The sequence below is a fragment of the Streptococcus sp. KHUD_013 genome (assembly GCF_052588545.1).
Window position 1 is genome coordinate 1,020,307 of sequence record NZ_CP186264.1, and the last position, 26,256, is coordinate 1,046,562.

General features: G+C 42.9%; 28 protein-coding genes, 1 pseudogene and 1 riboswitch. Of the genes and pseudogenes, 26 read left to right on the plus strand and 3 right to left on the minus strand.

Features of this window, described 5'->3' with window-relative positions; genetic code table 11:
* The first annotated feature begins 1 nt into the window (after position 1).
* The 11 genes from efeB to ACOXXR_RS04755 all read left to right on the plus strand — a co-directional run bounded on the left by efeB (position 2) and on the right by ACOXXR_RS04755 (position 10,129).
* Complete coding sequence (gene efeB, locus ACOXXR_RS04705; RefSeq protein WP_445278166.1) at positions 2-1,210, plus strand: iron uptake transporter deferrochelatase/peroxidase subunit; 1,209 nt, start codon at positions 2-4, stop codon at positions 1,208-1,210.
* Positions 1,188-2,870 carry an FTR1 family iron permease gene (locus ACOXXR_RS04710; RefSeq protein ID WP_445278167.1) on the plus strand — a complete coding sequence of 561 codons (1,683 nt, stop codon included), beginning with the start codon at positions 1,188-1,190 and terminating at the stop codon, positions 2,868-2,870. Before efeB ends, ACOXXR_RS04710 begins: the two co-directional genes overlap by 23 nt.
* A complete protein-coding gene (gene tatC / locus ACOXXR_RS04715) occupies positions 2,860-3,579 on the plus strand; it encodes a twin-arginine translocase subunit TatC (RefSeq protein ID WP_445278168.1) in 720 nt (239 codons plus the stop codon). Before ACOXXR_RS04710 ends, tatC begins: the two co-directional genes overlap by 11 nt.
* Positions 3,580-3,582: 3 nt before the next feature.
* Positions 3,583-3,780: a twin-arginine translocase TatA/TatE family subunit gene (locus ACOXXR_RS04720; protein WP_048716047.1), complete on the plus strand. Its 198-nt coding sequence runs from the start codon at positions 3,583-3,585 to the stop codon at positions 3,778-3,780.
* A 254-nt stretch (positions 3,781-4,034) separates the two neighbouring features.
* Positions 4,035-4,160, plus strand: coding sequence for a hypothetical protein (locus tag ACOXXR_RS04725; RefSeq protein ID WP_023023285.1), 126 nt, complete (start codon positions 4,035-4,037; stop codon positions 4,158-4,160).
* 56 nt (positions 4,161-4,216) lie between these two features.
* A complete protein-coding gene (locus ACOXXR_RS04730; protein ID WP_129822044.1) occupies positions 4,217-4,777 on the plus strand; it encodes a sugar O-acetyltransferase in 561 nt (186 codons plus the stop codon).
* Positions 4,774-5,496: an alpha/beta hydrolase gene (locus ACOXXR_RS04735; RefSeq protein ID WP_129822045.1), complete on the plus strand. Its 723-nt coding sequence runs from the start codon at positions 4,774-4,776 to the stop codon at positions 5,494-5,496. The genes ACOXXR_RS04730 and ACOXXR_RS04735 overlap by 4 nt, the downstream gene beginning before the upstream one ends.
* 179 nt (positions 5,497-5,675) lie before the next feature.
* Complete coding sequence (guaC, locus tag ACOXXR_RS04740; RefSeq protein WP_048716041.1) at positions 5,676-6,659, plus strand: GMP reductase; 984 nt, start codon at positions 5,676-5,678, stop codon at positions 6,657-6,659.
* Positions 6,652-6,747: riboswitch (purine riboswitch) on the plus strand. Its footprint overlaps the gene before it by 8 nt.
* A gap of 75 nt (positions 6,748-6,822) precedes the next feature.
* Entirely contained in the window at positions 6,823-7,404 is a 582-nt protein-coding gene (locus tag ACOXXR_RS04745; protein ID WP_414260546.1) for a xanthine phosphoribosyltransferase, read from the plus strand.
* A complete protein-coding gene (locus tag ACOXXR_RS04750) occupies positions 7,404-8,666 on the plus strand; it encodes a nucleobase:cation symporter-2 family protein (protein WP_048691230.1) in 1,263 nt (420 codons plus the stop codon). The genes ACOXXR_RS04745 and ACOXXR_RS04750 overlap by 1 nt, the downstream gene beginning before the upstream one ends.
* Positions 8,667-8,782: 116 nt before the next feature.
* Entirely contained in the window at positions 8,783-10,129 is a 1,347-nt protein-coding gene (locus ACOXXR_RS04755) for an MATE family efflux transporter (protein WP_445278169.1), read from the plus strand.
* A 177-nt stretch (positions 10,130-10,306) separates the two neighbouring features.
* Here the strand turns inward: ACOXXR_RS04755 and ACOXXR_RS04760 are convergent, their stop codons facing one another.
* Positions 10,307-10,489, minus strand: coding sequence for a 4-oxalocrotonate tautomerase (locus ACOXXR_RS04760; RefSeq protein ID WP_125417130.1), 183 nt, complete (start codon positions 10,487-10,489; stop codon positions 10,307-10,309).
* A gap of 419 nt (positions 10,490-10,908) precedes the next feature.
* Here ACOXXR_RS04760 and ACOXXR_RS04765 point away from each other — a divergent pair, with 419 nt between their 5' ends.
* From ACOXXR_RS04765 to ACOXXR_RS04805, 9 genes are all read left to right on the plus strand, one after another.
* On the plus strand, positions 10,909-11,496 hold the full coding sequence (locus ACOXXR_RS04765) for a thymidine kinase (protein WP_129269169.1): 588 nt from the start codon (positions 10,909-10,911) through the stop codon (positions 11,494-11,496).
* A 9-nt stretch (positions 11,497-11,505) separates the two neighbouring features.
* On the plus strand, positions 11,506-12,585 hold the full coding sequence (gene prfA / locus ACOXXR_RS04770) for a peptide chain release factor 1 (protein WP_023026823.1): 1,080 nt from the start codon (positions 11,506-11,508) through the stop codon (positions 12,583-12,585).
* On the plus strand, positions 12,585-13,421 hold the full coding sequence (prmC, locus tag ACOXXR_RS04775; RefSeq protein ID WP_129269167.1) for a peptide chain release factor N(5)-glutamine methyltransferase: 837 nt from the start codon (positions 12,585-12,587) through the stop codon (positions 13,419-13,421). The genes prfA and prmC overlap by 1 nt, the downstream gene beginning before the upstream one ends.
* On the plus strand, positions 13,408-14,019 hold the full coding sequence (locus ACOXXR_RS04780) for an L-threonylcarbamoyladenylate synthase (RefSeq protein WP_129269165.1): 612 nt from the start codon (positions 13,408-13,410) through the stop codon (positions 14,017-14,019). Before prmC ends, ACOXXR_RS04780 begins: the two co-directional genes overlap by 14 nt.
* Positions 14,009-14,440, plus strand: a complete 432-nt coding sequence (locus tag ACOXXR_RS04785; RefSeq protein WP_129269163.1) for a GNAT family N-acetyltransferase — start codon at positions 14,009-14,011, stop codon at positions 14,438-14,440. The genes ACOXXR_RS04780 and ACOXXR_RS04785 overlap by 11 nt, the downstream gene beginning before the upstream one ends.
* Before the next feature lie 12 nt (positions 14,441-14,452).
* Positions 14,453-15,709 carry a serine hydroxymethyltransferase gene (gene glyA / locus ACOXXR_RS04790; protein ID WP_414279361.1) on the plus strand — a complete coding sequence of 419 codons (1,257 nt, stop codon included), beginning with the start codon at positions 14,453-14,455 and terminating at the stop codon, positions 15,707-15,709.
* Between the two features lie 8 nt (positions 15,710-15,717).
* Positions 15,718-16,692 (plus strand): nucleoid-associated protein, encoded by a 975-nt coding sequence (locus ACOXXR_RS04795; protein ID WP_287515606.1) that lies wholly within the window; start codon positions 15,718-15,720, stop codon positions 16,690-16,692.
* On the plus strand, positions 16,692-17,294 hold the full coding sequence (locus ACOXXR_RS04800; RefSeq protein ID WP_048716022.1) for a lysozyme family protein: 603 nt from the start codon (positions 16,692-16,694) through the stop codon (positions 17,292-17,294). Before ACOXXR_RS04795 ends, ACOXXR_RS04800 begins: the two co-directional genes overlap by 1 nt.
* Positions 17,295-17,487: 193 nt before the next feature.
* Positions 17,488-18,501, plus strand: a complete 1,014-nt coding sequence (locus ACOXXR_RS04805) for a DUF1002 domain-containing protein (RefSeq protein ID WP_048716020.1) — start codon at positions 17,488-17,490, stop codon at positions 18,499-18,501.
* Between the two features lie 200 nt (positions 18,502-18,701).
* Here ACOXXR_RS04805 and ACOXXR_RS04810 read toward each other — a convergent pair whose 3' ends face one another.
* A complete protein-coding gene (locus ACOXXR_RS04810) occupies positions 18,702-19,007 on the minus strand; it encodes a hypothetical protein (RefSeq protein WP_048716018.1) in 306 nt (101 codons plus the stop codon).
* Positions 19,008-19,314: 307 nt separating this feature from the next.
* The gene (gene guaA / locus ACOXXR_RS04815) at positions 19,315-20,880 is read right to left on the minus strand and encodes a glutamine-hydrolyzing GMP synthase (protein WP_048691204.1); all 1,566 of its coding nucleotides are present in this window, start codon (positions 20,878-20,880) and stop codon (positions 19,315-19,317) included.
* 138 nt (positions 20,881-21,018) lie between these two features.
* On the opposite strand from guaA, the gene ACOXXR_RS04820 reads away from it, so the two are divergent.
* The 6 genes and pseudogenes from ACOXXR_RS04820 (at position 21,019) to ACOXXR_RS04845 (ending at position 26,177) form a co-directional block, all read left to right on the plus strand.
* Positions 21,019-21,717, plus strand: a complete 699-nt coding sequence (locus tag ACOXXR_RS04820; protein WP_048716017.1) for a GntR family transcriptional regulator — start codon at positions 21,019-21,021, stop codon at positions 21,715-21,717.
* 41 nt (positions 21,718-21,758) lie between these two features.
* A pseudogene (locus ACOXXR_RS04825) lies at positions 21,759-21,950 on the plus strand (glycosyl transferase); the annotation flags it as partial.
* Positions 21,951-22,207: 257 nt separating this feature from the next.
* On the plus strand, positions 22,208-23,185 hold the full coding sequence (locus ACOXXR_RS04830; protein WP_129269155.1) for an NAD-dependent epimerase/dehydratase family protein: 978 nt from the start codon (positions 22,208-22,210) through the stop codon (positions 23,183-23,185).
* A complete protein-coding gene (locus tag ACOXXR_RS04835) occupies positions 23,160-23,975 on the plus strand; it encodes an MBL fold metallo-hydrolase (RefSeq protein WP_414260560.1) in 816 nt (271 codons plus the stop codon). Before ACOXXR_RS04830 ends, ACOXXR_RS04835 begins: the two co-directional genes overlap by 26 nt.
* On the plus strand, positions 23,953-25,221 hold the full coding sequence (locus ACOXXR_RS04840; protein WP_414260562.1) for a F390 synthetase-related protein: 1,269 nt from the start codon (positions 23,953-23,955) through the stop codon (positions 25,219-25,221). Before ACOXXR_RS04835 ends, ACOXXR_RS04840 begins: the two co-directional genes overlap by 23 nt.
* An 11-nt stretch (positions 25,222-25,232) precedes the next feature.
* Positions 25,233-26,177 carry a 3-oxoacyl-[acyl-carrier-protein] synthase III C-terminal domain-containing protein gene (locus ACOXXR_RS04845; protein WP_129269149.1) on the plus strand — a complete coding sequence of 315 codons (945 nt, stop codon included), beginning with the start codon at positions 25,233-25,235 and terminating at the stop codon, positions 26,175-26,177.
* The last annotated feature ends 79 nt before the right edge of the window (positions 26,178-26,256 follow it).

Below are 26,256 nucleotides of genomic sequence, written 5' to 3' on the forward strand. Positions count from 1 at the left end.
AATGACAAAAGACGAAAAATTTTTTGAAAAGAAGATGGATCGTCGCGAATTTCTGAAAAAAGCAGGTATTGGGGGAGCAGGCTTAGCACTTGGTCTATCCGGTGCTTCTGCTTTTTTCGCTAATAAGGAGCAAGGCTCCAAAAATATCGCAGACGGTCAAGAAGAAATTAGCTTTTACGGCAAGCATCAGGCTGGAATTACCACCCCCATGCAGAAGAATATCTATTTTGTGGTGCTCGATCTCCGGACGACAGATAAAAACGAATTGATTCAGTTGTTTAAAGACTGGACAGATTATAGCCAGAAATTAGTCAATGGAGAACTGGTCAAAAAAGATGGATCCAACGCTCTCTTGCCTCCAAGTGATACTGGGGAAACAGTCGGACTAAATCCTTACCGCCTCACCCTAACCTTTGGTGTTTCGGCTAGCTTTTTGACCAAACTAGGCCTTGAGAAGAAGCGTCCCAAACTCTTCCGGGATTTGCCAGCTTTTCCTAAGGAACAGTTGAGAGAGCAGTATACGGGTGGTGATATCGTTATCCAAGCATGTGCAGATGATGAGCAGGTGGCCTTTCATGCTGTCCGCAATCTGATCCGTAAAGGACGGAACAAGGTGACCATGAAGTGGAGCCAATCAGGCTTTGCTGCTATTGGGGATCGCATGGAAACGCCAAGAAACCTCTTTGGTTTCAAAGACGGAACTGCCAATGTCACGACCGAGAAAGATTTCGACAAGGTCGTCTGGGCTGATAGTAATGACTGGATGAAAAACGGCTCTTATATGGCTGTCCGCAGGATTATCATGCACCTAGAGACCTGGGACCGGACCAACCTGCAGGAGCAAGAAAATACCTTTGGTCGCTATAAAGAAAGTGGCGCACCATTTGGAAAGCAAAACGAGTTTGACGAAGTGGACCTCTCCCTCTTACCAGTTGACTCACATGTCCGTTTGGCCAAAGAAGTGGATCTGCCAATTTTGCGACGCTCTTATTCTTACTCTGATGGGATTGATCCGAAAACGGGGCAGTTTGATGCAGGATTGCTTTTTATTGCCTTTCAAAAGGATCCAGACCGCTTTGTAAAAATCCAAACCAATCTTGGGGCAGACGATAAGATGAATGAATATGTAACTCATATTGGCAGTGGCCTCTTTGCCTGTTTCGGAGGTGTGAAGGAAGGAGGATACATTGGTCAAGACTTATTTGAATAAATTGTTAGTCGCCCTAGTAGCCTGTCTCTTTTTCATCGTCACCCCTGTCCAAGCTGAGTCTTATAGTGATCTCTTTATCAAAATCACAGATGCAACGACAGCAGTTCGGGATAAGGATCAAGAAAAAGCTCACACTCTTGTCGCAGAGATAAAAGAAGAATTTCTTAAGAAAGCCAATCATGATTCCAAGGCAGGAAAAGAAGTCCAGAAAAGTCTGGACTTGGAAGGTGAGATCACAGAAAAGCAATTGGTGACTGTCTCCACTTCCTTGCTAGCCTTTGAAAAAGAGCAAAATCCAGTCGATCTGGATGCTGAAAAAGAGAAGCTAGAAACTCGTTTGAAGCCTTACTTTGATAAGCTACAAGAGGCGATCACAGCAAAGGATCTCCAAGCGACACGAAAGGCTTATGCCGATTTAAACAATACCTGGACCCGGAATGAAGCGGTTGTCAGAGATCACAGTACCGCTTATTATGGAAAGGTAGAAACAGCCATTTCCTTCTTGAGAAGTGCCATCGAAACAGAGCCTACAAACTTTGACTCTATCCAATCTTCGTACAACGACTTAAAGAATGTACTGGATCAATTTATCAGTGGGCAAAAGATTGAGGAGACAAGCTCCAATCTGACTCTTTCAGACGGAATTAAGCTCCTCAAGAAAGCTCTAAGCCTCTTTCAAGCCAATGACACTAGCCAAGCTAGTCAAGTCATGAAGGAGTTCATTACCATTTGGCCAACGATCGAAGGAGATGTCAGCACGACCAATCCTAGTCTCTATACGCGGGTAGAAAGTCAAAGTCCTGTCATTATGGTCAAGGGGAAGGAAAGCAAGTATCAAAAGCAACTGGAAGCTCTGATTAGTGATCTGTCTGCTATTGATACCACCGCATCCTATTCGGCGGTTGACGCTATGTTGATTCTCTTACGCGAGGGAGTCGAAGCGCTTTTGATTATCATGGCTTTGGTGACAGTTCTCAAGTCAGCTAAATTGATCAAAGGCTTGAGATGGGTTTATGCAGGGGCTCTCCTAGGTATCCTAGCGAGTGCAGCCATTGCAGTTGCTCTTCAATTCTTATTCCCAGCTGTGACCTCAGCTTCCAACCGTGAGGTGATCGAAGGGGCAGTAGGGATTATCGCAGTAGGCATGATGATTGTCATTGGGATTTGGCTACATCGTAAGTCCTCCGTTAAAAAATGGAACCAATTCATGGAAAGTCAGATGAAGGCTGTGACAGCAACTGGAAGTTTCATTTCTATGTTTGCCCTCAGTTTCTTAGCTGTCTTCCGTGAGGGGGCTGAGACTATCCTTTTCTATGTGGGGATCCTCCCTCGTATTCGCTCCTTTGATTTCTTCCTAGGGATCGGCTTGGCACTTGCAGTTATAGCCATTCTTGCCATTCTCATGACCAAGGCGAGCCATCTAGTCAAGCCACATAAGATTTTCTTCATCTTGACTTGGATGATCTATGCCCTGGCCTTTAAGATGCTAGGGGTGAGCCTGCACGCGCTCCAATTAACCAACATGCTACCCAATCATATCTTGAGTGATTTCCCAACCATTGATTGGGCGGGGATCTATCCGAGCTGGGAAGTTCTTGCTTGCCAAGTTCTATTCGTTCTTATTGTCGGGATTGTGACGGTGAAGCAGCATGAAAAATGAAGATAGAAAGCTCACTATTGTAGAGCATTTAAGCGAGTTTAGACGACGCTTCATCGCTTGTATCCTTTGTTTTTTCGTTGTCTTTTGTGGAGCCCTCTTGTTTTCTGACCAGCTTTATGCCTTTTTGACGGCTGGATTTCGAGAGAAACTCTTGGTCCTTGGCCCTAATGACATTTTAAGCATCTACCTTCAGTTGGCGAGCTTAATAGCCTTTACCATCACCCTGCCCTTCACCCTCTTTCAAGTCTGGCAATTTGTAAAACCAGCTTTGAGAAAAGGAGAAGCTGGAGCCATTCTGCTCTATGTGCCGGCCAGTTTGATTTGTTTCTTGCTAGGCTTACTCTTCGGCTATTATCTGGTTAGTCCAGCTATTCTCGAGGTGCTCTTGAAGTTGGGACAAGGCCAGTTTACCATCCAGTTAACGGCACAGAACTACTTGGCCTTCATCTTTCATACAACAGTACCTTTGGGTGTCTTGTTTGAATTGCCGGTCCTTGTAGCCTTTTTGACCTCGATTCATATCTTAACGCCAGACTGGTTAAGGCGCTATCGTCGAATAGCCTACTTTCTTTTACTAGTACTGGCAGTCGTCCTGACGCCAGCTGATTTTATCAGTGATTTAGCAATGACCGTGCCCCTTATCTTGCTCTATGAAGTGAGTCTGGGCATCAGTCGCATCATCTATAACCGTATACAAAAAAGGAGATAAATTATGGGAATTTTACGTGATATCGGTGCACCAGGACTGATTATTATCATCCTGGGAGCCCTCTTAATCTTTGGACCAAAGCGTTTGCCTGAGCTAGGGCACTCACTTGGGAAAATGTTCTCTGAATTCAAGTCAGCCGTCAACAATGGTGCTACTGAAAAAGAAGAGGACAAAGAAAAGACTGGTAAGACTGAAGAATAATAGCTTGCCTTTCATGATATTTTCTGACAGAACTATCTTTTGTTCTTTCATTTTCAATAATAGCAAAAGCAGGAGTAGATCGTTAAAACGATATCTAAGTATGAATCCTGCTTTTTGTTATTATTGAACCGTCTGAAAATTTTTGTAAATTACAAATTGAAAACAAATCAACTTTTGATAGCGTTTTCCTTGAATCTAAATTTGGCCAGGAGTATAATAGAGGGTGGAAAAAGTACATTAAAAAGGAGTGTGTCATGATGATCATTAGTGTGATTTTTGCTGTAGCTTACTTCTTGCTGGTTGCCCTTGTTGCGGCTCTTGTTTTCCGAGCGATAGGAAAAATATTTGAGCTCTTCGATGGCTACCTGATGTACCATTAAGAGATAAACAAGCCCACTCACTATGAGTGGTTTTTTACTATATGACGGAGATAATTATGAAAACGGAATATGAAAAGATGATTGCTGGCGAGTTTTACAGTCCCATGGATCCAGAATTGAGGAAGTTAGCACAAGAAGCTCGGACAAAGCAATTTGCCTTTAACCAAGAAGCAGACGGTGAGAAGCGGAGTCAACTTATAAAAAGTTGGTTCGGATCTACTGGAGAAAATCTATCCTTGCACCCCTTCTTGGCTTGTGACTATGGGGTCAATATCCACTTGGGAGAGAACTTTTATGCCAACTGGAACCTAACTATGCTGGATGTCTGCCCAATCAGGATTGGTAATAACGCCATGATCGGTCCCAATTGCCAATTTCTTACCCCTCTCCATCCCCTAGATCCGCATGAACGGAATGCAGGAAAAGAATATGGAGCTCCGATAACGATTGGAGATAACTTCTGGGCGGGTGGTGGAGCTATCATCCTTCCAGGCGTTACCTTAGGCGATAATGTCGTCGTTGGAGCAGGAGCAGTGGTGACCAAATCCTTCGGGGATAATGTAGTCCTAGCTGGTAATCCAGCCAGAATCATTAAGGAAATAGAGGTGAAAGAGTGAAGTTTTACTTTATCGGAGGACTCGGAAGTAACGAAAATCATATAAGCGAATTTGCTCACTGCTTTCCATACCCCATCACCTATCTAGATCCCTATAAGGTAAAGCTGGAATCTTCCCAAGATTTAGTAGATTGGTTTGAAGCACATGCGGATTCTAATGAAAAGACTTGTATCATTGCCCATTCACTGGGTGGAGACTTGGCTCGATACCTAGCAACCAATGTTCCACAAATTACCCACCTGATTTTGCTAGATGGTGGCTATCTTGACATGGAGCAGATCTTATCGCTGGAGCAAGAAATCGAAGAGACTCTCTCTTATCTGAAGCAACAGGTATTTCCATCTCTAGAGGAAGCTGTTGCAAGTGAACTTGGAGACACTTACAACCCTTCGCCAGCAACTATAAAGGCCATCCAATCCAGTTATCGTTGGAATCCTGAACTACATCATTATGAACTGGATTTGGATCCACAAGCCGTTCTTTCCCTGCTGAGACTCAGACGAGAGCTCCGATCTTTTCAAGCTCCACTAATAGATACCAAGGCCTTGTTTATCGGTCCTAAATACGAGGATGAGCCTGAATGGAGAGCTAGAGCACTTGAAAATTTAGATCCTTCTATCAAGAAGGTGCTCTTAAAGGATCTATGCCACGATTTTTATACAGCAGTTCCTGAGCTTGTCAGCAAAGAAATCATCACTTGGATTCAGATTTGTTCATAAATAACTCATATATAGAAGTTGTTCTATACAATAGTCTAGTAATTTCCGAACATTATTTATATAATCAGCATTCTATTTGAATCGCCTCCGTATCTTTGTTATAATCTTGAATGGAAACGTCGGAAGACGAAGTGATGACCCATCACGATTTAAAATTTAGAAACGAGATTTCAATCCGTATGTTAAACGAATTTCCAATCTTTGATTACGAAGATATTCAACTAATCCCGAACAAGTGTATTATCAAAAGTCGTGCAGAAGCAGACACGACAGTTCAGTTTGGTAAGCACACCTTCAAGCTACCAGTCGTACCTGCCAACATGCAGACCATCCTGGATGAAGATGTGGCCGAACAACTGGCTAAAGGGGGCTATTTTTACATTATGCACCGCTTTGACGAAGCTGGTCGCATTCCCTTTATCAAACGGATGCACGATCAGGGCTTGATTGCTTCCATTTCAGTTGGAGTGAAAGATTATGAGTACGATTTTGTGACTCAACTCAAGGACGATGCACCTGAATACATCACCATCGACATCGCTCACGGTCACTCAGATAGTGTCATCCAAATGATCCAGCATATCAAGAAGGAATTACCAGATACCTTTGTCATAGCAGGAAATGTCGGAACTCCAGAGGCCGTTCGTGAATTGGAAAACGCTGGAGCAGATGCTACCAAGGTTGGAATTGGACCTGGCAAGGTCTGCATCACAAAAGTGAAGACTGGCTTTGGTACTGGTGGTTGGCAGTTGGCCGCCCTTCGTTGGTGTTCAAAAGCAGCTCGCAAACCCATTATTGCCGATGGTGGCATTCGGACCCATGGAGATATTGCTAAATCCATTCGTTTTGGTGCCAGCATGGTCATGATTGGCTCTCTCTTTGCAGGTCACATTGAAAGCCCAGGGAAAACGGTTGAAGTAGATGGGGAATCCTTTAAGGAGTATTATGGATCTGCTTCCGAGTACCAAAAAGGGGCCTATAAAAATGTTGAAGGCAAGAAAATCCTCCTACCAGCCAAAGGCCATCTGCAAGATACCTTGACAGAGATGGAGCAAGACTTGCAAAGTTCTATTTCCTATGCTGGAGGACGCAAGGTTGCTGATCTCAAGCATGTCGATTATGTCATCGTAAAGAATTCTATCTGGAATGGTGACTCTCATTAAAACTACAATTACTTATTTATCTTGCGGATTGGCGCAAGGTCTCTACAAGGTGCCGGAACACCTAACAATAAGTAAGTCTTAGATTGATCCAGAGATACTTGGATTCTGTAGAGGCTTACTTGGTAAGTCTCTATTTTTTGTTCCAAACTGTTTAGGAGAAAACATGAAATTTTTAGAAGAACGCATATTAAAAGACGGAAATATCCTGGGAGAAAACATCCTCAAGGTCGATTCCTTCTTGACCCACCAAGTGGATTACCAGTTGATGAAAGAAATTGGGAAGGCTTTTGCGGAACGATTTAAAGATGCTGGTCTGACCAAGATTGTGACCATTGAAGCTTCCGGGATCGCTCCTGCCCTCTATGTGGCAGAAGCTTTGGAACTTCCCATGATCTTTGCCAAAAAAGCCAAGAATATTACCATGAATGAAGGGATTTTGACAGCAGAAGTCTATTCCTTTACCAAGCAAGTAACCAGTACGGTTTCCATTGCTAGCAAGTTTTTAACACCAGATGATCGCGTATTAATCATCGATGACTTTCTGGCAAATGGCCAAGCAGCTAAAGGCTTGATCCAGATCATCGAACAAGCTGGTGCCAGTGTAGAAGCAGTCGGTATCGTCATCGAGAAATCCTTCCAAGATGGCCGTGGATTGCTAGAAGAACTCGGCTACCCAGTTGTTTCACTTGCTCGTTTGGACCGTTTTAAAAATGGTCAGGTTGTATTTAAGGAGGCAGACATCTAATGCAAAAACAAGAAAACCATTCACAGGCAGCCATTCTAGGCTTGCAGCACCTATTGGCCATGTATTCGGGCTCTATTTTAGTACCGATCATGATTGCGGGAGCTTTGGGTTATAATGCCCAGCAATTGACCTATCTCATCTCTACAGATATCTTTATGTGTGGGGTAGCCACCTTCCTGCAATTGCAATTAAACAAATACTTTGGGATTGGTCTTCCAGTCGTCCTCGGGGTTGCCTTCCAGTCTGTGGCACCTCTCAGCATGATTGGAGCTAGCCATGGTAGTGGGGCCATGTTTGGTGCCTTGATTGTTTCCGGGATTTATGTGGTTCTGGTTTCAGGTTTCTTCTCTAAAATTGCTAACCTTTTCCCATCTATTGTGACGGGATCTGTCATTACGACCATTGGTTTGACATTGATTCCAGTAGCGATTGGGAATATGGGGAACAATGCTGAAGAGCCAACAGTTCAAAGTCTGATTTTAGCTGTGATTACCATCCTCATCATTCTGGTGGTTAACATCTATACAACTGGCTTTATCAAATCCATTTCTATTTTGATTGGGTTGATCGTTGGGACAGCCATCGCAGCTTCTATGGGCTTGGTGGACTTCGCACCTGTAGCACAAGCTCCAGTCGTTCACGTTCCAACACCGTTCTTCTTTGGAGCTCCTAAGTTTGAAATTACTTCAATCGTCATGATGTGTATCATCGCAACTGTTTCCATGGTCGAATCGACTGGTGTCTATCTTGCTCTTTCAGATATTACAAAAGATCCAATTGATAGCACGCGCCTTCGTAATGGCTACCGTGCTGAAGGATTGGCTGTCCTTCTCGGCGGTATCTTCAATACCTTCCCATACACTGGATTCTCACAAAATGTCGGCTTGGTGAAATTGTCTGGTATCAAGACCCGTCTTCCAATCTACTACGCGGCTGGTTTCCTCGTTCTTCTTGGTCTCCTTCCTAAGTTTGGAGCTTTGGCGCAAATCATTCCAAGTCCAGTACTTGGTGGAGCTATGCTAGTCATGTTTGGTTTTGTCTCTATTCAAGGGATGCAGATTCTTGCGCGTGTTGATTTTGAACACAATGAGCACAATTTCCTCATCGCAGCAGTATCAATCGCAGCAGGGGTAGGATTGAACAACAGTACCCTCTTTAATGGCCTACCAAGTGCCTTTAAAATGTTCTTTGCAAACGGAATTGTTGTTGCCAGTGTCTTGGCTATCATTCTGAACGCCATCTTGAACCGTAATAAAAAATAATCTAAAAAAACTGAGGATCCGTTAGATCTTCAGTTTTTTAATTTTTTTGACATTTAAAGAGACATATAGTAGAGTGGTAAGAGAAAATTTCAACTTGATAAGAAGAGAGTCCTACCATGTATCTAACCCATCATTTTAAAGAGCGCTTGCGCTTGTTTATCAGTCTATTTATCCCCCTCCTGGTCTATCAACTTGCCAACTACTCTGCTAGTTTTGTGGATACAGCCATGACGGGACAATACAATACCTTGGACTTAGCTGGAGTCTCGACTGCCACAAGTCTCTGGAATCCCTTTTTTACCTTTTTAACGGGGATTGTATCAGCTTTAACACCAATTATCGGACATCACCTAGGCAAGGGAAACAAAGACCGGATTGCTAGTGATTTTTACCAATTTCTTTATATGTCATTTGGTATGGCTGTTCTCTTAATAGGCTTTGTCTGGGGGATTGCGCCAATCATACTCAAGCAGATTGGCTTAGAAAATGTTGTTGCTCAGATAGCCATTCGCTACTTATATTTCCTTTCTCTAGGAATCCTACCCTTGTTGCTCTTTAGTATCGTGCGAACCTTCCTGGATACGTTAGGGATGACGCGTCTATCCATGTACTTGATGCTCTTGCTCTTGCCTTTGAATGCCTGTTTTAACTATATCCTGATCTATGGAGCCTTTGGTGTTCCTGAGATGGGTGGAGCAGGAGCAGGCCTCGGGACCTCTCTTGCCTACTGGGTTCTACTAATTATTGCAATTTTGATCTTATGCAAGCATCCCAAGGTAGCTCCTTATCAATTATGGAAGCTACAGCCTTATGATTTTAAAGGGATGAAAGAAGTATTGCGACTTGGGCTTCCAATTGGTGGAATTGTTTTTGCAGAAGTCATCATCTTCTCGCTGGTTGGTTTGTTAATGGCAAAATTCCCATCACTAACCATTGCGAGTCACCAATCGGCCATGAATTTTTCGACCCTGATGTATGCATTTCCGGTTAGTATCTCCAGTACCATGGCGATTATCGTATCTTACGAACTGGGAGCAGGAAGACCAGAAGTGGTCAAACAATATTGCCGTTTGGGCCGGCTGACAGCCTTTTGCTTTGCGATTCTCACCCTCGTCTTTCTCTATACATTCCGCTTCCAACTAGCAGGGCTATACGGCAAGGACCCAGTCTTTGTGCAACAAACAGCTATTTTCATGACCTATAGTCTTTTTTTCCAAGTAGCTGATACCTTTGCGGCCCCCCTACAAGGGATTTTGCGGGGCTATAAGGATACAACCGTTCCATTCTTATTAGGAGTCTTTAGTTATTGGTGTATCTCTATCCCACTAGGGATTCTCCTTGACCATGTGACTAAATTAGGTCCCTATGCTTATTGGATTGGCCTCATTTCTAGCCTTGTCGTGAGTGGAATCTGCTACCAACTTCGACTATGGCAGATTCAAAAGAAATACCAAATTTCCTAAAAGAGGCTGGGACAAAAGTCCTAGCCTCTCAATTGTCTTTGGATTATCGAGCAAAACGCAGTGGTTGAGTGGGCTCTCCTACGCTGATTTCATCAGCTTTTACAGCCCTACTCAACTGTGCGGAGGTGGGACGACGAAATCGAATTCTAACGAATTATCGATTTCTGTCCCACTCTCTTATTTAGTGCGCATCTCACCTTGAGGGAAGTAGGTTCCTTCAGGCATATCATTGATAATGACATGGACAGCAGATTGGGGTGCACCTGTATTCCGAACGACAGCCTCGGTTACTTCCTTGGCCAAAGTTTTCTTTTGTTCCAAGGTGCGCCCTTCAAATAAATCAATACGTACAAATGGCATTGCGCCACCTCCTTTATAAATCTTAACCTTATTTTATCACATTTCACCTAAAAAGGAGGAGTCTATGTAGATGTTGCGAGTATAAGTTTAATAACCATATAAAAATTTTTTACCAATATTTAGTACTACCTACTTACATAACTTCAATTATTATGGTATAATTAATTTGTGAGAAGTGGTCTCTCACCGTGCGTTTGTCATTTTGTCAGGGAAATGATAGACGCTTTTTTTATTCTCAAATAACAAATATGATGTGGCAACAGAGTTCAATTTTTGCTAGTGCAAACAGGAAAAACAAGGCTCCGTAGAACTCTACGTCCATAGTCCATCATCCAATGGTGAACCTCTCTATAAGTTGCCCTAATTTACTGCCCGTGTTATAATATAATGAAACACATTTTAGAGAGAACAGAAGGAAAATGGCACAATTATATTATAAATATGGGACCATGAACTCTGGGAAAACCATTGAGATCTTGAAGGTGGCCCATAATTATGAAGAGCAAGGTAAGAGCGTCGTCATCATGACCTCGGCAATCGATACACGAGATGGAGTTGGAGTAGTTTCTAGCCGGATCGGTATGAAACGAGAAGCTATGGCCATTGAAGATGAGACAGATGTCTTCGGTTATATCCAAAGTTTGGAAGAGAAACCCTATTGTGTCTTGATCGATGAAGCTCAGTTTTTGAAACGTCACCATGTCTATGACTTGGCTAGGGTTGTTGATGAACTGGATGTGCCGGTGATGGCTTTTGGCCTCAAAAATGATTTCCGAAATGAACTCTTTGAAGGTTCCAAACACCTCCTCTTGTTAGCGGACAAGATTGAGGAGATCAAAACTATCTGCCAATACTGTTCCCGCAAGGCGACCATGGTCTTGCGCACCCAAGCGGGAAAACCCGTCTACGATGGAGAGCAGATCCAAATTGGTGGACACGAGACCTATATCTCGGTTTGCCGCAAGCATTATTTTAATCCAGATATTAAGCAAGAAAAGAAATCTTAAGGAGCAAACATGAATATCTATGATCAACTACAAGCTGTAGAAGACCGATACGAAGAGTTAGGAGAATTATTGAGTGACCCAGATGTAGTCTCTGATACCAAACGCTTTATGGAGCTTTCAAAAGAAGAGGCTTCCACTCGTGATACGGTGACAGCATACCGAGAGTACAAGCAAGTCCTTCAAAATATCGTCGATGCTGAAGAAATGATTAAAGAATCAGGCGGCGATGCAGATTTGGAAGAAATGGCCAAACAAGAGCTAAAAGATGCTAAGGCTGAAAAAGAAGAGTACGAAGAAAAATTGAAGATTTTACTTCTTCCAAAAGATCCAAACGATGACAAGAACATTATCTTGGAAATCCGTGGGGCAGCAGGAGGAGACGAAGCTCAGTTGTTTGCTGGGGACCTCTTGCAGATGTACCAAAAATACGCGGAAAGCCAAGGCTGGCGCTTTGAAGTCATGGAAGCTTCCTACAATGGCGTTGGCGGGATCAAAGAAGTAGTGGCCATGGTTTCTGGTCAATCAGTCTACTCGAAACTCAAGTATGAATCTGGTGCCCACCGGGTACAACGCGTTCCTGTGACTGAAAGCCAAGGTCGTGTCCATACCTCTACAGCAACCGTTCTGGTCATGCCAGAAATCGAAGAAGTTGAGTACGACATCGATCCAAAAGATCTTCGGATTGACATCTACCACGCATCTGGTGCGGGTGGACAGAACGTCAACAAGGTCGCAACAGCCGTTCGTATCGTCCACTTGCCGACCAATATCAAGGTAGAGATGCAGGAAGAACGGACGCAACAGAAGAACCGTGAAAAAGCCATGAAGATCATCCGTGCGCGTGTGGCTGACCACTTTGCTCAGATTGCCCAAGACGAGCAAGATGCTGAGCGGAAGTCTACTATCGGGACTGGTGACCGTTCAGAGCGGATCCGAACTTATAACTTCCCTCAAAATCGTGTAACCGATCACCGGATTGGCTTGACCCTTCAAAAATTGGATACTATCTTATCTGGTAAACTGGACGAAGTGGTCGATGCTTTGGTCTTGTATGATCAAACTCAAAAACTAGAAGAGTTGAACAAATAATGTTGTTAGGACCATTATTAGCCCAGTATGAAGAAGCATTAATAGCCGTCGGAGAGGAAGCAGAAAGCCTCTCCTTCGCGTATCGGGCTTTAAAAAATTGGACCTTTACAGACTTTGTCCTTGCCTTGCAAAAAGAAGTGGAAGCAGAGGACCAGGACTTGCTTGAAACCATCTTTGAGCAGCTGAAACATCACGTGCCTGCCCAGTATATTATTGGCAGTGCAGACTTCTGTGGCCATGTTTTTACAGTTGACGAGCGCGTGCTGATCCCACGACCAGAGACAGAGGAGTTGGTGGATCTCATACTGGAGGAAAACGATGAGGAAGCCTTACGAGTTCTGGATATTGGTACAGGAAGTGGGGCCATTGCGATTAGTTTAGCCCTCGCTAGACCTAACTGGCAGGTTCAAGCTAGTGATGTATCAGAAGAAGCTTTGGAGCTTGCTCAAGAAAATGCTAATCAGTTAGAAGCAAATGTTTCCTTCAAGTCTTCAGATGTTTTGGAACAGTTATCAGGTCCTTATGACCTGATTGTGTCCAACCCACCCTATATCTCTCGGGATGATATAGAAGAAGTCGGAGCAAACGTACTAGCCTCTGAACCCCATTTAGCTCTTTTTGCGGATCGTGATGGATATGCCATCTACGAAAAGATTGCCAAGCAGACACCAAGTGTTTTAACACCAGATGGAAAGATCTATCTAGAAATTGGCTATAAGCAAGGAAATAAAGTTAAAGAGCTTTTTCAAGAAGCGTTTCCCGACAAACGAGTTTGCGTACTGAAAGACCAATTTGGACAAGATAGAATGGTAGTAGTAGACAATGGATCTATTTGAAAAAGAATTAGAAGCTGGTCACGCAGTTGTCTTACCGACAGAAACCGTCTATGGCCTCTTTGCCAAGGCCCTGGATGAAGTAGCAGTTGATCAGGTATATGCTCTAAAGCAACGCCCTCGCGAAAAGGCTATGAATCTAAATATTTCCAGTGAAGCAGATATTCGATTTTATTCGAAAAACCAACCAACCTACCTGTCCAAATTGATTGCAAGTTTCTTACCCGGCCCTTTAACCATCATCCTTGAGGCTAATGAAAAGGTTCCAGCTTGGATCAATTCTGGAATGGCTACAGTTGGATTTCGGATGCCAGCCCATCCAAAGACATTAGAATTAATTCGTAAAACAGGTCCCTTAATTGGACCTTCTGCCAATCTCTCAGGGAAAGCTAGTGGAACCCAGTGCCAGCAAATTCTTAAGGAACTTGGCCATGGTGTTTTAGGACTTGAAGACGATAGCTTTCTAACTGGACAAGACTCAACTATTCTAGACCTTTCGGGTTCTAAAGCCCGAATCTTGCGTCAGGGTGCTATTACACGTTCGGAGATCCTTGAGCGTGTACCAGAGATTCCTTTCTGGGAGGAAGAAGATGTTACGTAACCTTATATTGACGGATGTGGAAGCTTTAAGTCGGATTAACGAGCAAGCATTAGGCTACTCTTTTTCTACTGAGAAAACAGGCCAGCAGCTAGCTAAATTAATCCAAGATTCCCACCATTTTTTCATCGGGTTTGAAGATAGCGAGACCCAGCAACTGCTTGGTTATGTTCATGCAGAAGTTTACCAATCCCTCTACTCAGAACCTGGTTTTAATGTTCTGGCTCTTGCTGTTTTACCAGATCAGCAAGGGAAAGGCATCGGGAAAATTTTGCTTCAAGGATTAGAAGAAGAAGCCAAACGAAGAGGATACGCTTTTATTCGCTTAAACTCTGCTGACTACCGCACTGAGGCTCATGCTTTTTACGAGCATGTCGATTATAGCTGTGATAAGCTACAAAAACGTTTTATTAAATTTTTTTAAAGGAGTAGATCTATGATTTTTGACAAAGAAGATTACAAAGCCTATGATGCTGATCTATGGAATGCCATCTCCAAGGAAGAAGAACGTCAACAAAACAATATTGAGTTGATTGCTTCTGAGAATGTCGTCTCTAAGGCGGTTATGGCAGCTCAAGGATCTATTCTGACCAATAAATATGCCGAAGGCTACCCTGGTCGTCGTTACTACGGCGGGACAGATGTGGTCGATGTGGTTGAAAGCTTAGCCATCGAACGTGCTAAGGAAATCTTTGGAGCTAAGTACGCTAATGTTCAACCGCATTCAGGAAGTCAGGCCAACTGCGCCGCCTATATGGCCTTGATTGAGCCTGGCGATACAGTTATGGGGATGGATCTGGCTGCTGGTGGACATTTGACACACGGAGCTTCTGTAAGCTTCTCAGGGCAAACATATAACTTTGTGTCCTACAGCGTAGATCCTGAGACAGAACTTTTGGATTTTGACGCCATCTTAAAACAAGCCCAAGAAGTGAAGCCAAAACTCATCGTTGCTGGTGCATCAGCCTACTCTCAGATTATTGATTTCTCAAAATTCCGTGAGATTGCGGATGCAGTAGGAGCCAAGCTCATGGTTGACATGGCCCATATCGCTGGCTTGGTAGCGGCAGGTCTTCATCCAAGTCCAGTTCCTTATGCCCATATCACGACTACGACCACTCACAAGACCCTTCGTGGCCCTCGTGGAGGCCTGATCTTGACCAATGATGAAGACTTGGCCAAGAAGATCAATTCAGCTATCTTCCCTGGTATTCAAGGAGGACCTTTGGAGCATGTCATCGCAGCTAAAGCAGTAGCCTTCAAGGAAGCACTGGATCCAGCATTTAAAGAGTATGCAGCAAACGTCATTAAAAACAGTCAGGCCATGGCGGATGTCTTCTTACAAGATCCTGATTTCCGTGTCATTTCAGGCGGAACTGAGAACCACCTTTTCCTTGTCGATGTGACGAAAGTCGTTGAAAATGGGAAAGTGGCACAAAACTTGTTGGATGAAGTCAACATTACTCTCAACAAGAACTCTATTCCTTATGAAACCTTGTCGCCATTCAAGACCAGTGGAATCCGGATTGGGGCAGCAGCCATCACTGCTCGTGGTTTTGGAGTAGAGGAAAGTCGTACAGTGGCTGAACTGATGATCAAAACCTTGAAAAACGCAGATAACCCAGCTGTATTAGAAGAAGTGCGGAACCAAGTCAAAGCCTTGACAGACGCCTTCCCACTTTACGAGGACTAAACCATCTTATGGACATTTACGTAAAAAAAGCCATCATTCATCAATTTAGCCCAGATGATACCGATCTTTATCTAGCAGACAAATTCCTGAATATCACCCCAAAAATTGAGGAGTACTTGCGCAAAAAGATTGAGCGAGTCTATTCCGATGAGGCCAAGACCGGCATTTTTGAGGAAGACAATCCATTCCTTGAGATGATCACGGATGATCTCCTAGAAACTTCAGTAGCCGTAGCCAATCGCTGGAAAGAAGAATTCGTCGTCTCTGAGAATCAAAAGACCAACGATTTGGTGTTTATCCAATTCTCGAAAGAAGGAGTGGACCACTTTGCTTTTCTTCGGATCGCCTTACGGGAAACCTTGACCCATCTTGGAGGAGAAGTAGATAACCCAATCAAGCTAACGCAAAACAATCTACCTGGCTTTGGAACGGGGGCCGATGAAGCCTTGGTCATCAATCTTCAAAGTCGCAAGTACCATTTGATCGAAAAACGAATCAAGTACAATGGCGCTTTCTTGAACTATTTCTCTGAGAATCTCCTCCAGGAGCAACCCAAGATTTCACCTAAAAAATCGATCAAAGAAATCGAAAAAACGGCCCAACGGATTGCTGAGAATTTCCAACAAGATGATTTTCAGTTCCAATCCAAGGTCAAATCAGCAATTTTCAACCAACTGGAAGAAGAGAATGAATTGTCACCTGAAAAGTTAGCCAATGATTTGTTCGATAACAACTTAACGGCTCGACTCAGCTTTGTCGATGAGGTGAAAGAGACTATTCCAGATCCTGTTCGCTTCGATGAGATTGATGCCAGCCGCCAATTGAAGAAATTTGAAAACCAAAAACTCTCCCTTTCAAACGGAATTGAGCTTTTGGTCCCTAACCATGTTTACGAAGATGCCGAATCGGTAGAGTTCATTCAGAATGAAAATGGGACCTACTCGATCCTCATCAAGAATATAGAGGACATTCAGAATAAATAATGATGAAACGAATAATAAAAATTTTCTTTTGCCTCTTGCTCGTCTTTTTCATATACAAGGGCTATCAGATACACCGGGATGTCAAACAAGTCATGACTTATCGTACCTTAGTGCGTGAAGTACTGGCTGAGGAAGATACCGGTACGAATGAAGATCTGATCCTTGCTATGATTTATACAGAGACCAAGGGTAAGGAAGATGATGTCATGCAGGCCAGTGAAAGTGCAACAGGCCAGACTAATTCTATCACCAATAACAAAGAAAGTATCCGCCAAGGAATTCAAACCCTCTCTGAGAATCTACGAAAAGCAAAGGAGAAGGAGGTTGATCCCTGGACAGCAGTTCAGGCTTATAATTTCGGACAAGATTACATTGAATATGTAGCAAAAAATGGCGGAAAAAATAGCCTTGAATTAGCCCGTAAATACTCAAAAGAAGTGGTTGCACCGAGTCTTGGAAATGTCACAGGGAAGACCTATCTTTATCTCCATCCTATTTCATTTTTACATGGCTCAGAGCTCTACGTTAATGGAGGAAATTATTATTATTCACGTCTCGTTGAAATGAATCAGTTCATCATGAAACTATTTTCCTGGTTCTAATACAAGCAGTCGCTCTAAACAAGGGAAGAATCCCTTGTTTTTTATGGAGCAAACTGTCATCTGATTTTAAAGAAGCTGTAAGCCAGTCTTAAGATAAAAAGGATAGACTAGAAGGGAGGCAAAGGGATAAAACCTGCTTCCTTTTTATTGTCCGAAAGAGGTTTAGTATGATAGAAGTAGTTATGGAGAAGGTATGAAACTATTCAGGAAATTTATTGGAATCTTTATTGTTGGCTGGTTGGCACTCCTTGCAAGCTCTTCAGCAGTTTTTGCAGACGCAACCATTCAGAAAGTCATTGATCAAAAATATAGCCAACCTGACTATGTCATTGGCTCATCATTGGATGAATTTCAAGTCGAGCAAACCCTCAGTCTCTTGATGTATAACGAAGAAAAGGAGAAGGAATGGAAAACCATGAATCCTTCTGCTTATACTAGTTTTACTATTGATGAGAACGGAGATCATTATTCCTCCGTTAAACTACAGAAACAAGCCAAGAAAGCGCCTATTAGCGTGCACATTGTCACTCCTCAAAATATAACAGAAGTAACAACGGATATGCATCGCAATGCACTGACCACTCTTGGGCTAGAACATGCCGAAATCACGATTGCGTCTCCAACAGAAGCATCAGGCCTGAGCGTTCTTGCAGCGGTATCATATTCTCTTGAGCAAAATGGTAGCACCATATCTGATGAAAACAAAACATTTGCTCAGGAAGAATTATCCCTGCTTGCAACGATCTATAAAGAGAGTGCCCGTAAAAAAGGCTTCCATGAAGATAAGCTCAATGTAGCTGTCATCGATCTTAAAATCGCAGCTCTAACAGGAAGCAATCAAGATAAAAAGCTCGAGAAGAAAGATTTCCAAAAGCTGGTAAAAAAGATTCTGGAAACTTATCAATTAGAGGGTGCTATAACGGATGAACAAACCAAACAATTAGTTGATTTTGCTAGTAAGCTTTCTAATAGTCAGCTAAGATCTGATAAAAACCTTGTCAAGTCCCTCAAAGCTCTAAAACAGGATATCATTGAGAAAGCAGGAGATAGCTTTAATACGATTGATACCAAGCTCAATACAGAAACACTACTGAAAGAAACCAACAAGCTTCCTTTGTATCCTATGATTGGACTGGGAGTCCTGGTTCTCCTTGGAATCGGATTAATAGTTTATCGTTTTCATATTCGACAAAACAAGAGGAAATAAACTATATAAAAAAAACAATAAGGATGATTTGAGTTCAAATACAAAGTATTCTTAGAAACTTTCCTTAAGTTAGTGCGGAAATTTCAAAATTGCTCGTATAATTTTAACAACAAGTAATCATCATTATTGATTCAAAGAGATAATTTTATGTAAGATAAGATTAGTGTGCATACATTAAAAAGCCATCGAATGATGGCTTTTTAATCTGTTACTTCGATTGAGAGATAAGGCATACCTAAGATTTTTCCGAAAATACCTAGAAGTGTTTTCATAGCCGATCCTTTAATAATAGCTGTTTGACCAGCTTTTACGATCACTTCCTTAGAACGTGTGAAGGCTCCTCTTTGATCTACGTAGACCTTAACCATATCAAGTCCTTCAGGAAGCGGAAGTGTAACGGTTTCGTCTTTGCTTAAGTTGGCAACACATTCTCCATTGATATAAACGTTTACCTTCATTAATACACCTACAAGGCCAGTTTGACGCGAAACTGTAATTTCAGACATTTGATTCTCCTAACTTTATGAATTCCTTACTCAAAAGGAATAGATTTAAAACTATCATAACATAAGTACGAGCTTCATACAAGAACCTGTTTCATTCTAGATTATTTAATATTAATCTAACACCCAAATAGAGTTCACAAGTTCCGCCTACATTTTCTTTGTTTTTTGAATTAGGAAATTTTGCTCCTTGATATAGACTGCCTGGAACTGGTCTAGAGGTAGAGGTTATTTTGATTATAAACGCTGTCTTACATATATAAAAAAACGCTGAAATCAATAATTTCAAGCGTTATTTTATCAAGTCATTTTATTCCCACTCAACAGTTGCAGGTGGTTTACTTGTGATATCGTAGACGATACGGTTAACGTGGTCAACTTCGTTTACGATACGAACTGAGATTTTTTGAAGGACTTCCCAAGGGATTTTAGCAAAGTCAGCTGTCATTCCGTCGATAGAAGTGATAGCACGGATGGCAATGGTATAGTCGTAAGTACGACCGTCACCCATAACACCTACGGAACGAACGCCAGTGTTAACAGTGAAGTATTGCCAGATATCGCGGTCAAGACCTGCTTTGGCAATTTCTTCACGAAGAATCGCATCGGATTCACGAACAGTTTCAAGTTTTTCTTCAGTGATTTCACCCATGACACGGATAGCAAGACCAGGTCCTGGGAATGGTTGGCGCCATACGATGTGGTCTGGCATACCAAGTTCAGTACCAAGTGCACGAACTTCATCCTTGTAAAGAGTGTTAAGGGGTTCGATGAGTTCAAACTGCATGTCTTCTGGAAGACCACCTACGTTGTGGTGAGACTTAATAGTTTGAGCAGTATCCGTACCTGACTCAATGACGTCTGTATAAAGTGTTCCTTGCGCCAAGAATTTCACGTCTTTTAGCTTGCTTGCTTCGTCATCAAAGACATAGACAAACTCGTTACCGATAATCTTCCGTTTTTGTTCAGGGTCAGATACACCTGCCAATTTATCCAAGAAACGTTTGGCAGCGTCTGCTTTAACGATATTCAAACCAAACTTACCACCAAGCATATCCATCACTTGGTCAGCTTCCCCTTTGCGAAGAAGACCGTGGTCTACAAAGATACAGATCAATTGATCTCCGATCGCTTTTTGGAGAAGAACACCAACTACAGAAGAGTCAACACCTCCAGAAAGTCCAAGGAGAACACGTTTGTCTCCAACTTTTTCACGGATTTGTTTGATTTGCATCTCGATGAAATTATCCATGGTCCAATCGCCTTTGGCACCACAGATATTCAAGGCAAAGTTACGAAGGATATCATAGCCATGAACTGAGTGACGAACCTCTGGGTGGAATTGGATACCATAGATTTTCTTATCTGGGTTTTCAATCGATGCATACGGACAGTCAGCAGAAGTACCTGTACGAACAAAGTCAGCAGGAATTTCTGTAACAGCATCCCCGTGGCTCATCAAGACCAATTGTTTGTCTGGTGTGCCTGCAAAGAGAGCAGAAGACTCCGTCAAGCTAAGCTCAGATTGACCATATTCACGGTTACCAGCATCACCTGCAGGAACAACCTTCCCACCAAGCTTGTGAGTTAATAACTGCATCCCGTAGCAGATTCCCAAAATCGGAATCCCGAGTTCAAAAATTTCAGGATCAATGTCAAAAGATCCTTCTTCATACACTGAGTTTGGTCCGCCTGAAAGAACGATCCCAACTGGATTGATTTCACGCACTTCAGCTGCAGTAATCTTGTGACTCTTCAATTCTGAAAAGACACCAATCTCACGAATACGACGAGAGATGAGCTGATTGTACTGGCTACCGTAGTCAAGCACGATGATTTTTTCAACATCATGCAAATCAGTTGATAGGTTTGTCATCTTTTCCCCTTCTTCTAGAAAATTCTTTTCCTCTATTCTAACACAAAAGCCCCTTCATTACCAATCAAGACTGACTAGGATTGAAGATTTAACAAAATTGCGCTACAATAGGTTATAACACACAGAAAGAGTAGCAAGATGATTCCAGCTTACATACAAATTCACGATCAAATTAAAGCCGAAATTGACCAGAAAATCTGGAAAATTGGACAGCGCCTTCCTAGTGAGCGGGACTTGGCTGAGAAGTTCCAGGTTAGTCGGATGACCCTCCGTCAAGCCATTACCCTCTTGGTAGAAGAAGGAGTACTGGAGCGCCGTGTTGGTAGTGGTACCTTTGTCGCTAGCACGCGCGTCCAGGAAAAGATGCGGGGGACGACTAGTTTTACTGAAATCATGAAGGCCCAAGGAAAGATCCCTTCGACACAGGTTATATCCTACAAACGCACCATTCCTAGCCTTCAAGAAGTAGATAAGCTTGGTATCGATAAGACTGAAACAATTGTTCGAATGGAACGGGTTCGTTATGCGGATGGTGTACCAGTCGTTTATGAAGTTACCTCCATCCCAGAGAAATTTATCAAGAACTTCAAGAAAGAAGAAGTGACCAGTCATTTCTTCCAAACCTTGGAAAAGCACGGCTATCGAATTGGTAAATCTCAACAAACTATCTATGCACGATTGGCCAAAGAAAAGATTGCTGAATATCTGGAAATCCCCAAAGGACAGGCCATCCTTGGATTGACCCAGGTTTCTTATTTTGATAATGGTATCGCTTTTGAGTATGTAAAAAGCCAATATGTTGGAGAGCGGTTTGAATTTTACTTAGAAAATAATTGATTTACATAAATTATATTATGTAAATTCTATAAGAAGTTTTTATGTCTCGAATTAAAATTGATGCTGTTGCAGCACCTCTCAGTGGACACCTTTATCCTGTCCTCTTGCTTTTAGCCCCATTATTGAATGACCTCAACTATGAGATTCGGATTTTTACAGGGCCTCAAAAGCTAAAAGTAGCAGAAGTTATTGGCTTTACTGTTGCTCCTATTATGGAAAACCAGATGGAGCAGGGATTTTCTTTCAATGCATCAAAAATGGGATTCAAGCTTTAATCCTCCAGCATGACTATGACCAATATGATTACGCTATTCGTGGAGTAGAAGTAGGAGTAGCCTTGCAAGCTCCCATGGACAAGAGTCAAAAGATCGCTCAAGCCTTTAAGCAATTACTTGAAGAAAAGAAAAGAGCTCCAAAAGAGAGCCCAGATCTATGATGCCACCAGCATTTTAAAGAAAGAAATTCATCGCTTAGTTAAAAAGGAGGCGCTATGAAAGTACTTGTAACAGGAGCAACAGGTTTTCTAGGAAAATATGTGGTAAAAGAGTTAGTAACAGAAGGCTACTTTGTCCGTGCTTTTGGTCGGAATGAAGCAGTAGGACAAAGCTTGGTTTCAGACCAGGTGGAATTTTTCAAAGGAGATCTGAGTTCCAAGCAAGCAGTAGAAGAGGCCTGCAAGGGCGTTGAAATGGTCGTTCATGCTGGAGCTTTATCCACTGTTTGGGGTCCTTGGGAGAGTTTTTACCAAGCTAATGTCCTTGGTACCCAGCATGTTCTAGAAGCTTGTCGAACTAATAAAATAAGACGCTTGGTCTATGTTTCTTCACCAAGTATTTACGCTGCTCCAAAAGACCAAATCGACATCAAGGAAGAAGATGCTCCAGCTGAAAATCATTTAAACAACTACATCAAAAGTAAGCTCCTATCAGAGAAGCTCTTTCCTGCTTACCCGGATGTTCCAAGCATCATCCTTCGTCCACGTGGGCTCTTTGGTGTTGGGGATACCAGCATCCTTCCTCGTGTTCTCAAGCTAAGCCAAAAAATTGGAATCCCCTTAATCAAGGAAGGCAAGCAATTGATGGACATGACCTGTGTCGAAAATGTTGCCTTGGCCATCGCTTTGGCTCTGAAAGCAAATCAGGTAGAAGGCCAGGTTTACAATATTACCAACGGCGAGCCGACTCCCTTTAAGGAACTGATCGAAGAAGCCTTGCAGGGCTTGGGACTTCCTATTCGTTATAAAAAGCTACCTGCCTTTCTTCTAGGTGGGTTAGCTTCGATCTTAGAGATTCTTTATCGAATCTTACCTCTAAAAGGAGAGCCTCCATTAACTCGCTATACTTACTACCTGTTGCGTTATAGCCAGACTCTTGATATTTCAAAAGCAAGAGAGGAGTTGGGCTATGAGCCACGCATCAGCATCAAGGAGGGAATTGCCCAGTATGTCCAAGATTATCGAAAGCATTAAGTACTTCCCTGCTGGCTATTGTACTAGTAATCTGGCCTTGCTCTTTAAGGGACAGAAAAGGAAGAAAATGGTCTTTCCAGCCGGCGTCTATCTCCTCAAACACCGAGAACACGGTTATATTCTCTACGATACGGGCTATCATTATGAAATCAAAAGCAAACTCCGTTATCTTTATTACCGCCTCGGCACTCCTATGCAGATGAAAAAGGAAGACCAGATTGATTGCTTGCTTCAAGCGACTGGGATTTCACCAGATGACATTTCTTATGTCATCCTCTCGCATTTTCATCCAGACCATTTAGGAGGAGCGGCTTGCTTCAAACAGGCGCGCTTCTTGGTCACTGAGAGAGCCTATCAGGTCTACCAGAAGCCCAGCTTCAAGGATTTAATTTTTAAAGAGTTTTTACCGGATCAATTTGAAGAATCCGTCAAAATCATGCAACCTCAAGAAACCAACCCTCTTTTTCCTTATACGGCAACAGAGGATATCTTTGGAGACGGTAGTATTCTCCTTAGTTCTCATGATGGGCATGCTAAGGGACAGGGTTGTCTTTACCTTCCAGAGTATCAATTGTTTATCGGAGCTGATCTCTGCTGGGGGATTGACCTTCTCCCCTTGACGGAGCAGATGCGCTGGATTCCTAGTCAAGTTCAGGATAATGTTGAGACCTATTTAGAAAACGTTAATTTCTTGCGGTCCTTGTTAAATCAAGGGATCGATGTTCTTGTCAGCCATGATCCAATAAATCGTGTAGAAAGGATACTAGATGAAAAAATGGACCTTTCTTAAAACCTTTTGTCAGACTCGTTGGGGCCACCGCTTTAAGAACCGAGAGGAACTCGAGCGCTACCAAGAGCAAGAGCTTCAAAAGTACCAGGCCTTCTTACTCCAACATTCGCCCTATTTCGCTCAAGGCGTTCCAAAGGACTTCCGCTATATGGACAAGACCTTTATGATGGAGCATTTCAATGAGTTAAACACCCAAGGAATCGACCGGGACCAGGCTCTTGAAATGGCCATTCGTGGGGAGCAGTCTCGTGATTTTACAGAGATGCAAGGAGAAGTGGCAGTGGGGCTTTCCTCTGGTACCTCCGGCCACCGAGGCATTTTTATCACAACAGAGACGGAACGTAGTATGTGGGCAGCAGCTATTCTTGCTAAAATGCTCCCAAAAGGGAAGCTCTTTGGCCACCGCATTGCCTTTTTCCTCCGTGCTGATAACGAGCTCTATCAAACCATCAATTCTCCCTTGATTCGCTTAGAATATTTTGATATTTTCAAAGATAGCCAAGAGCATTTAGAACGTTTAAATAACTACCAGCCGACTATCCTTGTGGCTCCAGCCTCTACCTTATTGGATTTAACCAAGTATTTAGAGAATCAGGCCCTACAGATTCAACCCCAAAAGGTCGTTTCCGTAGCTGAAATCTTAGAGGATCGGGACCGGGATCTCATCCGTCAGGCGTTTCATCTTTCTAAGGTCGATCAGGTCTATCAAGCAACAGAAGGTTTCTTAGCTTGTACCTGTTCTGAGGGGAACTTGCACCTCAACGAGGACATTTTATCAGTGGAAAAAGACTATTTGGATGACCACCGCTTTTATCCTATCATTACCGATTTTAAACGTAGTAGCCAGCCGATTTTCCGCTACCGGCTCAATGATATTCTGGTAGAGGATCCAGAGCCTTGCCATTGTGGTTCTGTCTTTACAAGGATTGCTAAAATTGAGGGCCGGTCGGACGATATCTTTTATTTCAAAAAAGCAGACGGCGAGCTACAGATGGTTTATCCAGACTTCATTCGACGTTGTATCCTCTTTGTCGAAGGGATTCAAGACTATCAAGTAACTCAAACCAAAGATGGACAAGTCCAGGTTGCACTCAGCAAACGTTCACCTGATATAGAAGTGGCTATCCTCAACCAATTTCAAGTCTTAGCAAATCAAAAGGGCTTTATCATGCCCAAACTCACTTTTATTGACTACCAATGGGACACGACACGCAAACTCAAGCGCGTACAACGTCTTCACAAATAGGAGGAAGCATTATGACAAGTGTACAAAGACATGTTCGTATTAAGGGCTATGGAACAGCCTTACCCAAGCATCAAGTTACCTTTAAGGATCAGACACGCTACCGAGTAAAAGAAGATGAAGAATCTCAGATCGACCTTGCCACTCGTGCTATTGAACAGGCCCTAGAGCAGGCAGGATTGACCATGGCAGATATTGACTGCCTAGTTTCAGCCAGCGCCGTAGGGGTTCAGCCGATTCCATGTACAGCAGCTCTAATCCATGAACGGGTTGCCAAGGACTTGACCATTCCCGCTATGGATATCAATACCACTTGTACCAGCTTTATTTCGGCCCTCAGTACCATTTCATATCTGATCGAAGGTGGCGAGTACAAGCGTGTCCTCATTGTGTCCAGTGAAGTAGGAAGTCTCGGTCTCAATCCCAAGCAGAAAGAAAGCTATGAACTTTTTAGTGATGGGGCAGCTGCCTTTATCTTTGAAAGTACCACAGAAGATCTGGGAGTGATGGCAAGCCTTCAACGGACCTGGTCTAAGGGAGCCCATGATACAGAGATTCGTGGTGGTTTAACCGCCTACCACCCAAAACATTATAGTGAATCAACCAAAACCGACTTCATGTTTGATATGAAGGGGAAGAAGATTTTGCTTCTATCTGCGCGTGTTATTCCTGACATGTTCCAAGAATTTCAAGACAAGGTCGGCCTATCGCTTGCTGATGTAGACTATATCATTCCTCACCAAGCCAGTCGTGCCCTTCCTTTGGTCATGGAAAAATTAGGGGTACCAGACCATCAGTATCTTAACATTGTTAGCGATTACGGAAACATGGTTTCAGTAGCTGTACCTTTTGGTCTAGCTTACGCCATGGAACATGGCCTTGTCAAAGAAGGAGATACCATCTTCTTAATGGGAACTGCAGCGGGTATGACGGTCAATATGTTGGCTCTGAAAATCTAATTCTTTGCTTAGATAAAAAATAGTGTCTACTCCTAAAAACACAGGCAAAAAGCATGAAGTCCCGCTAGTCTTTGGCGGG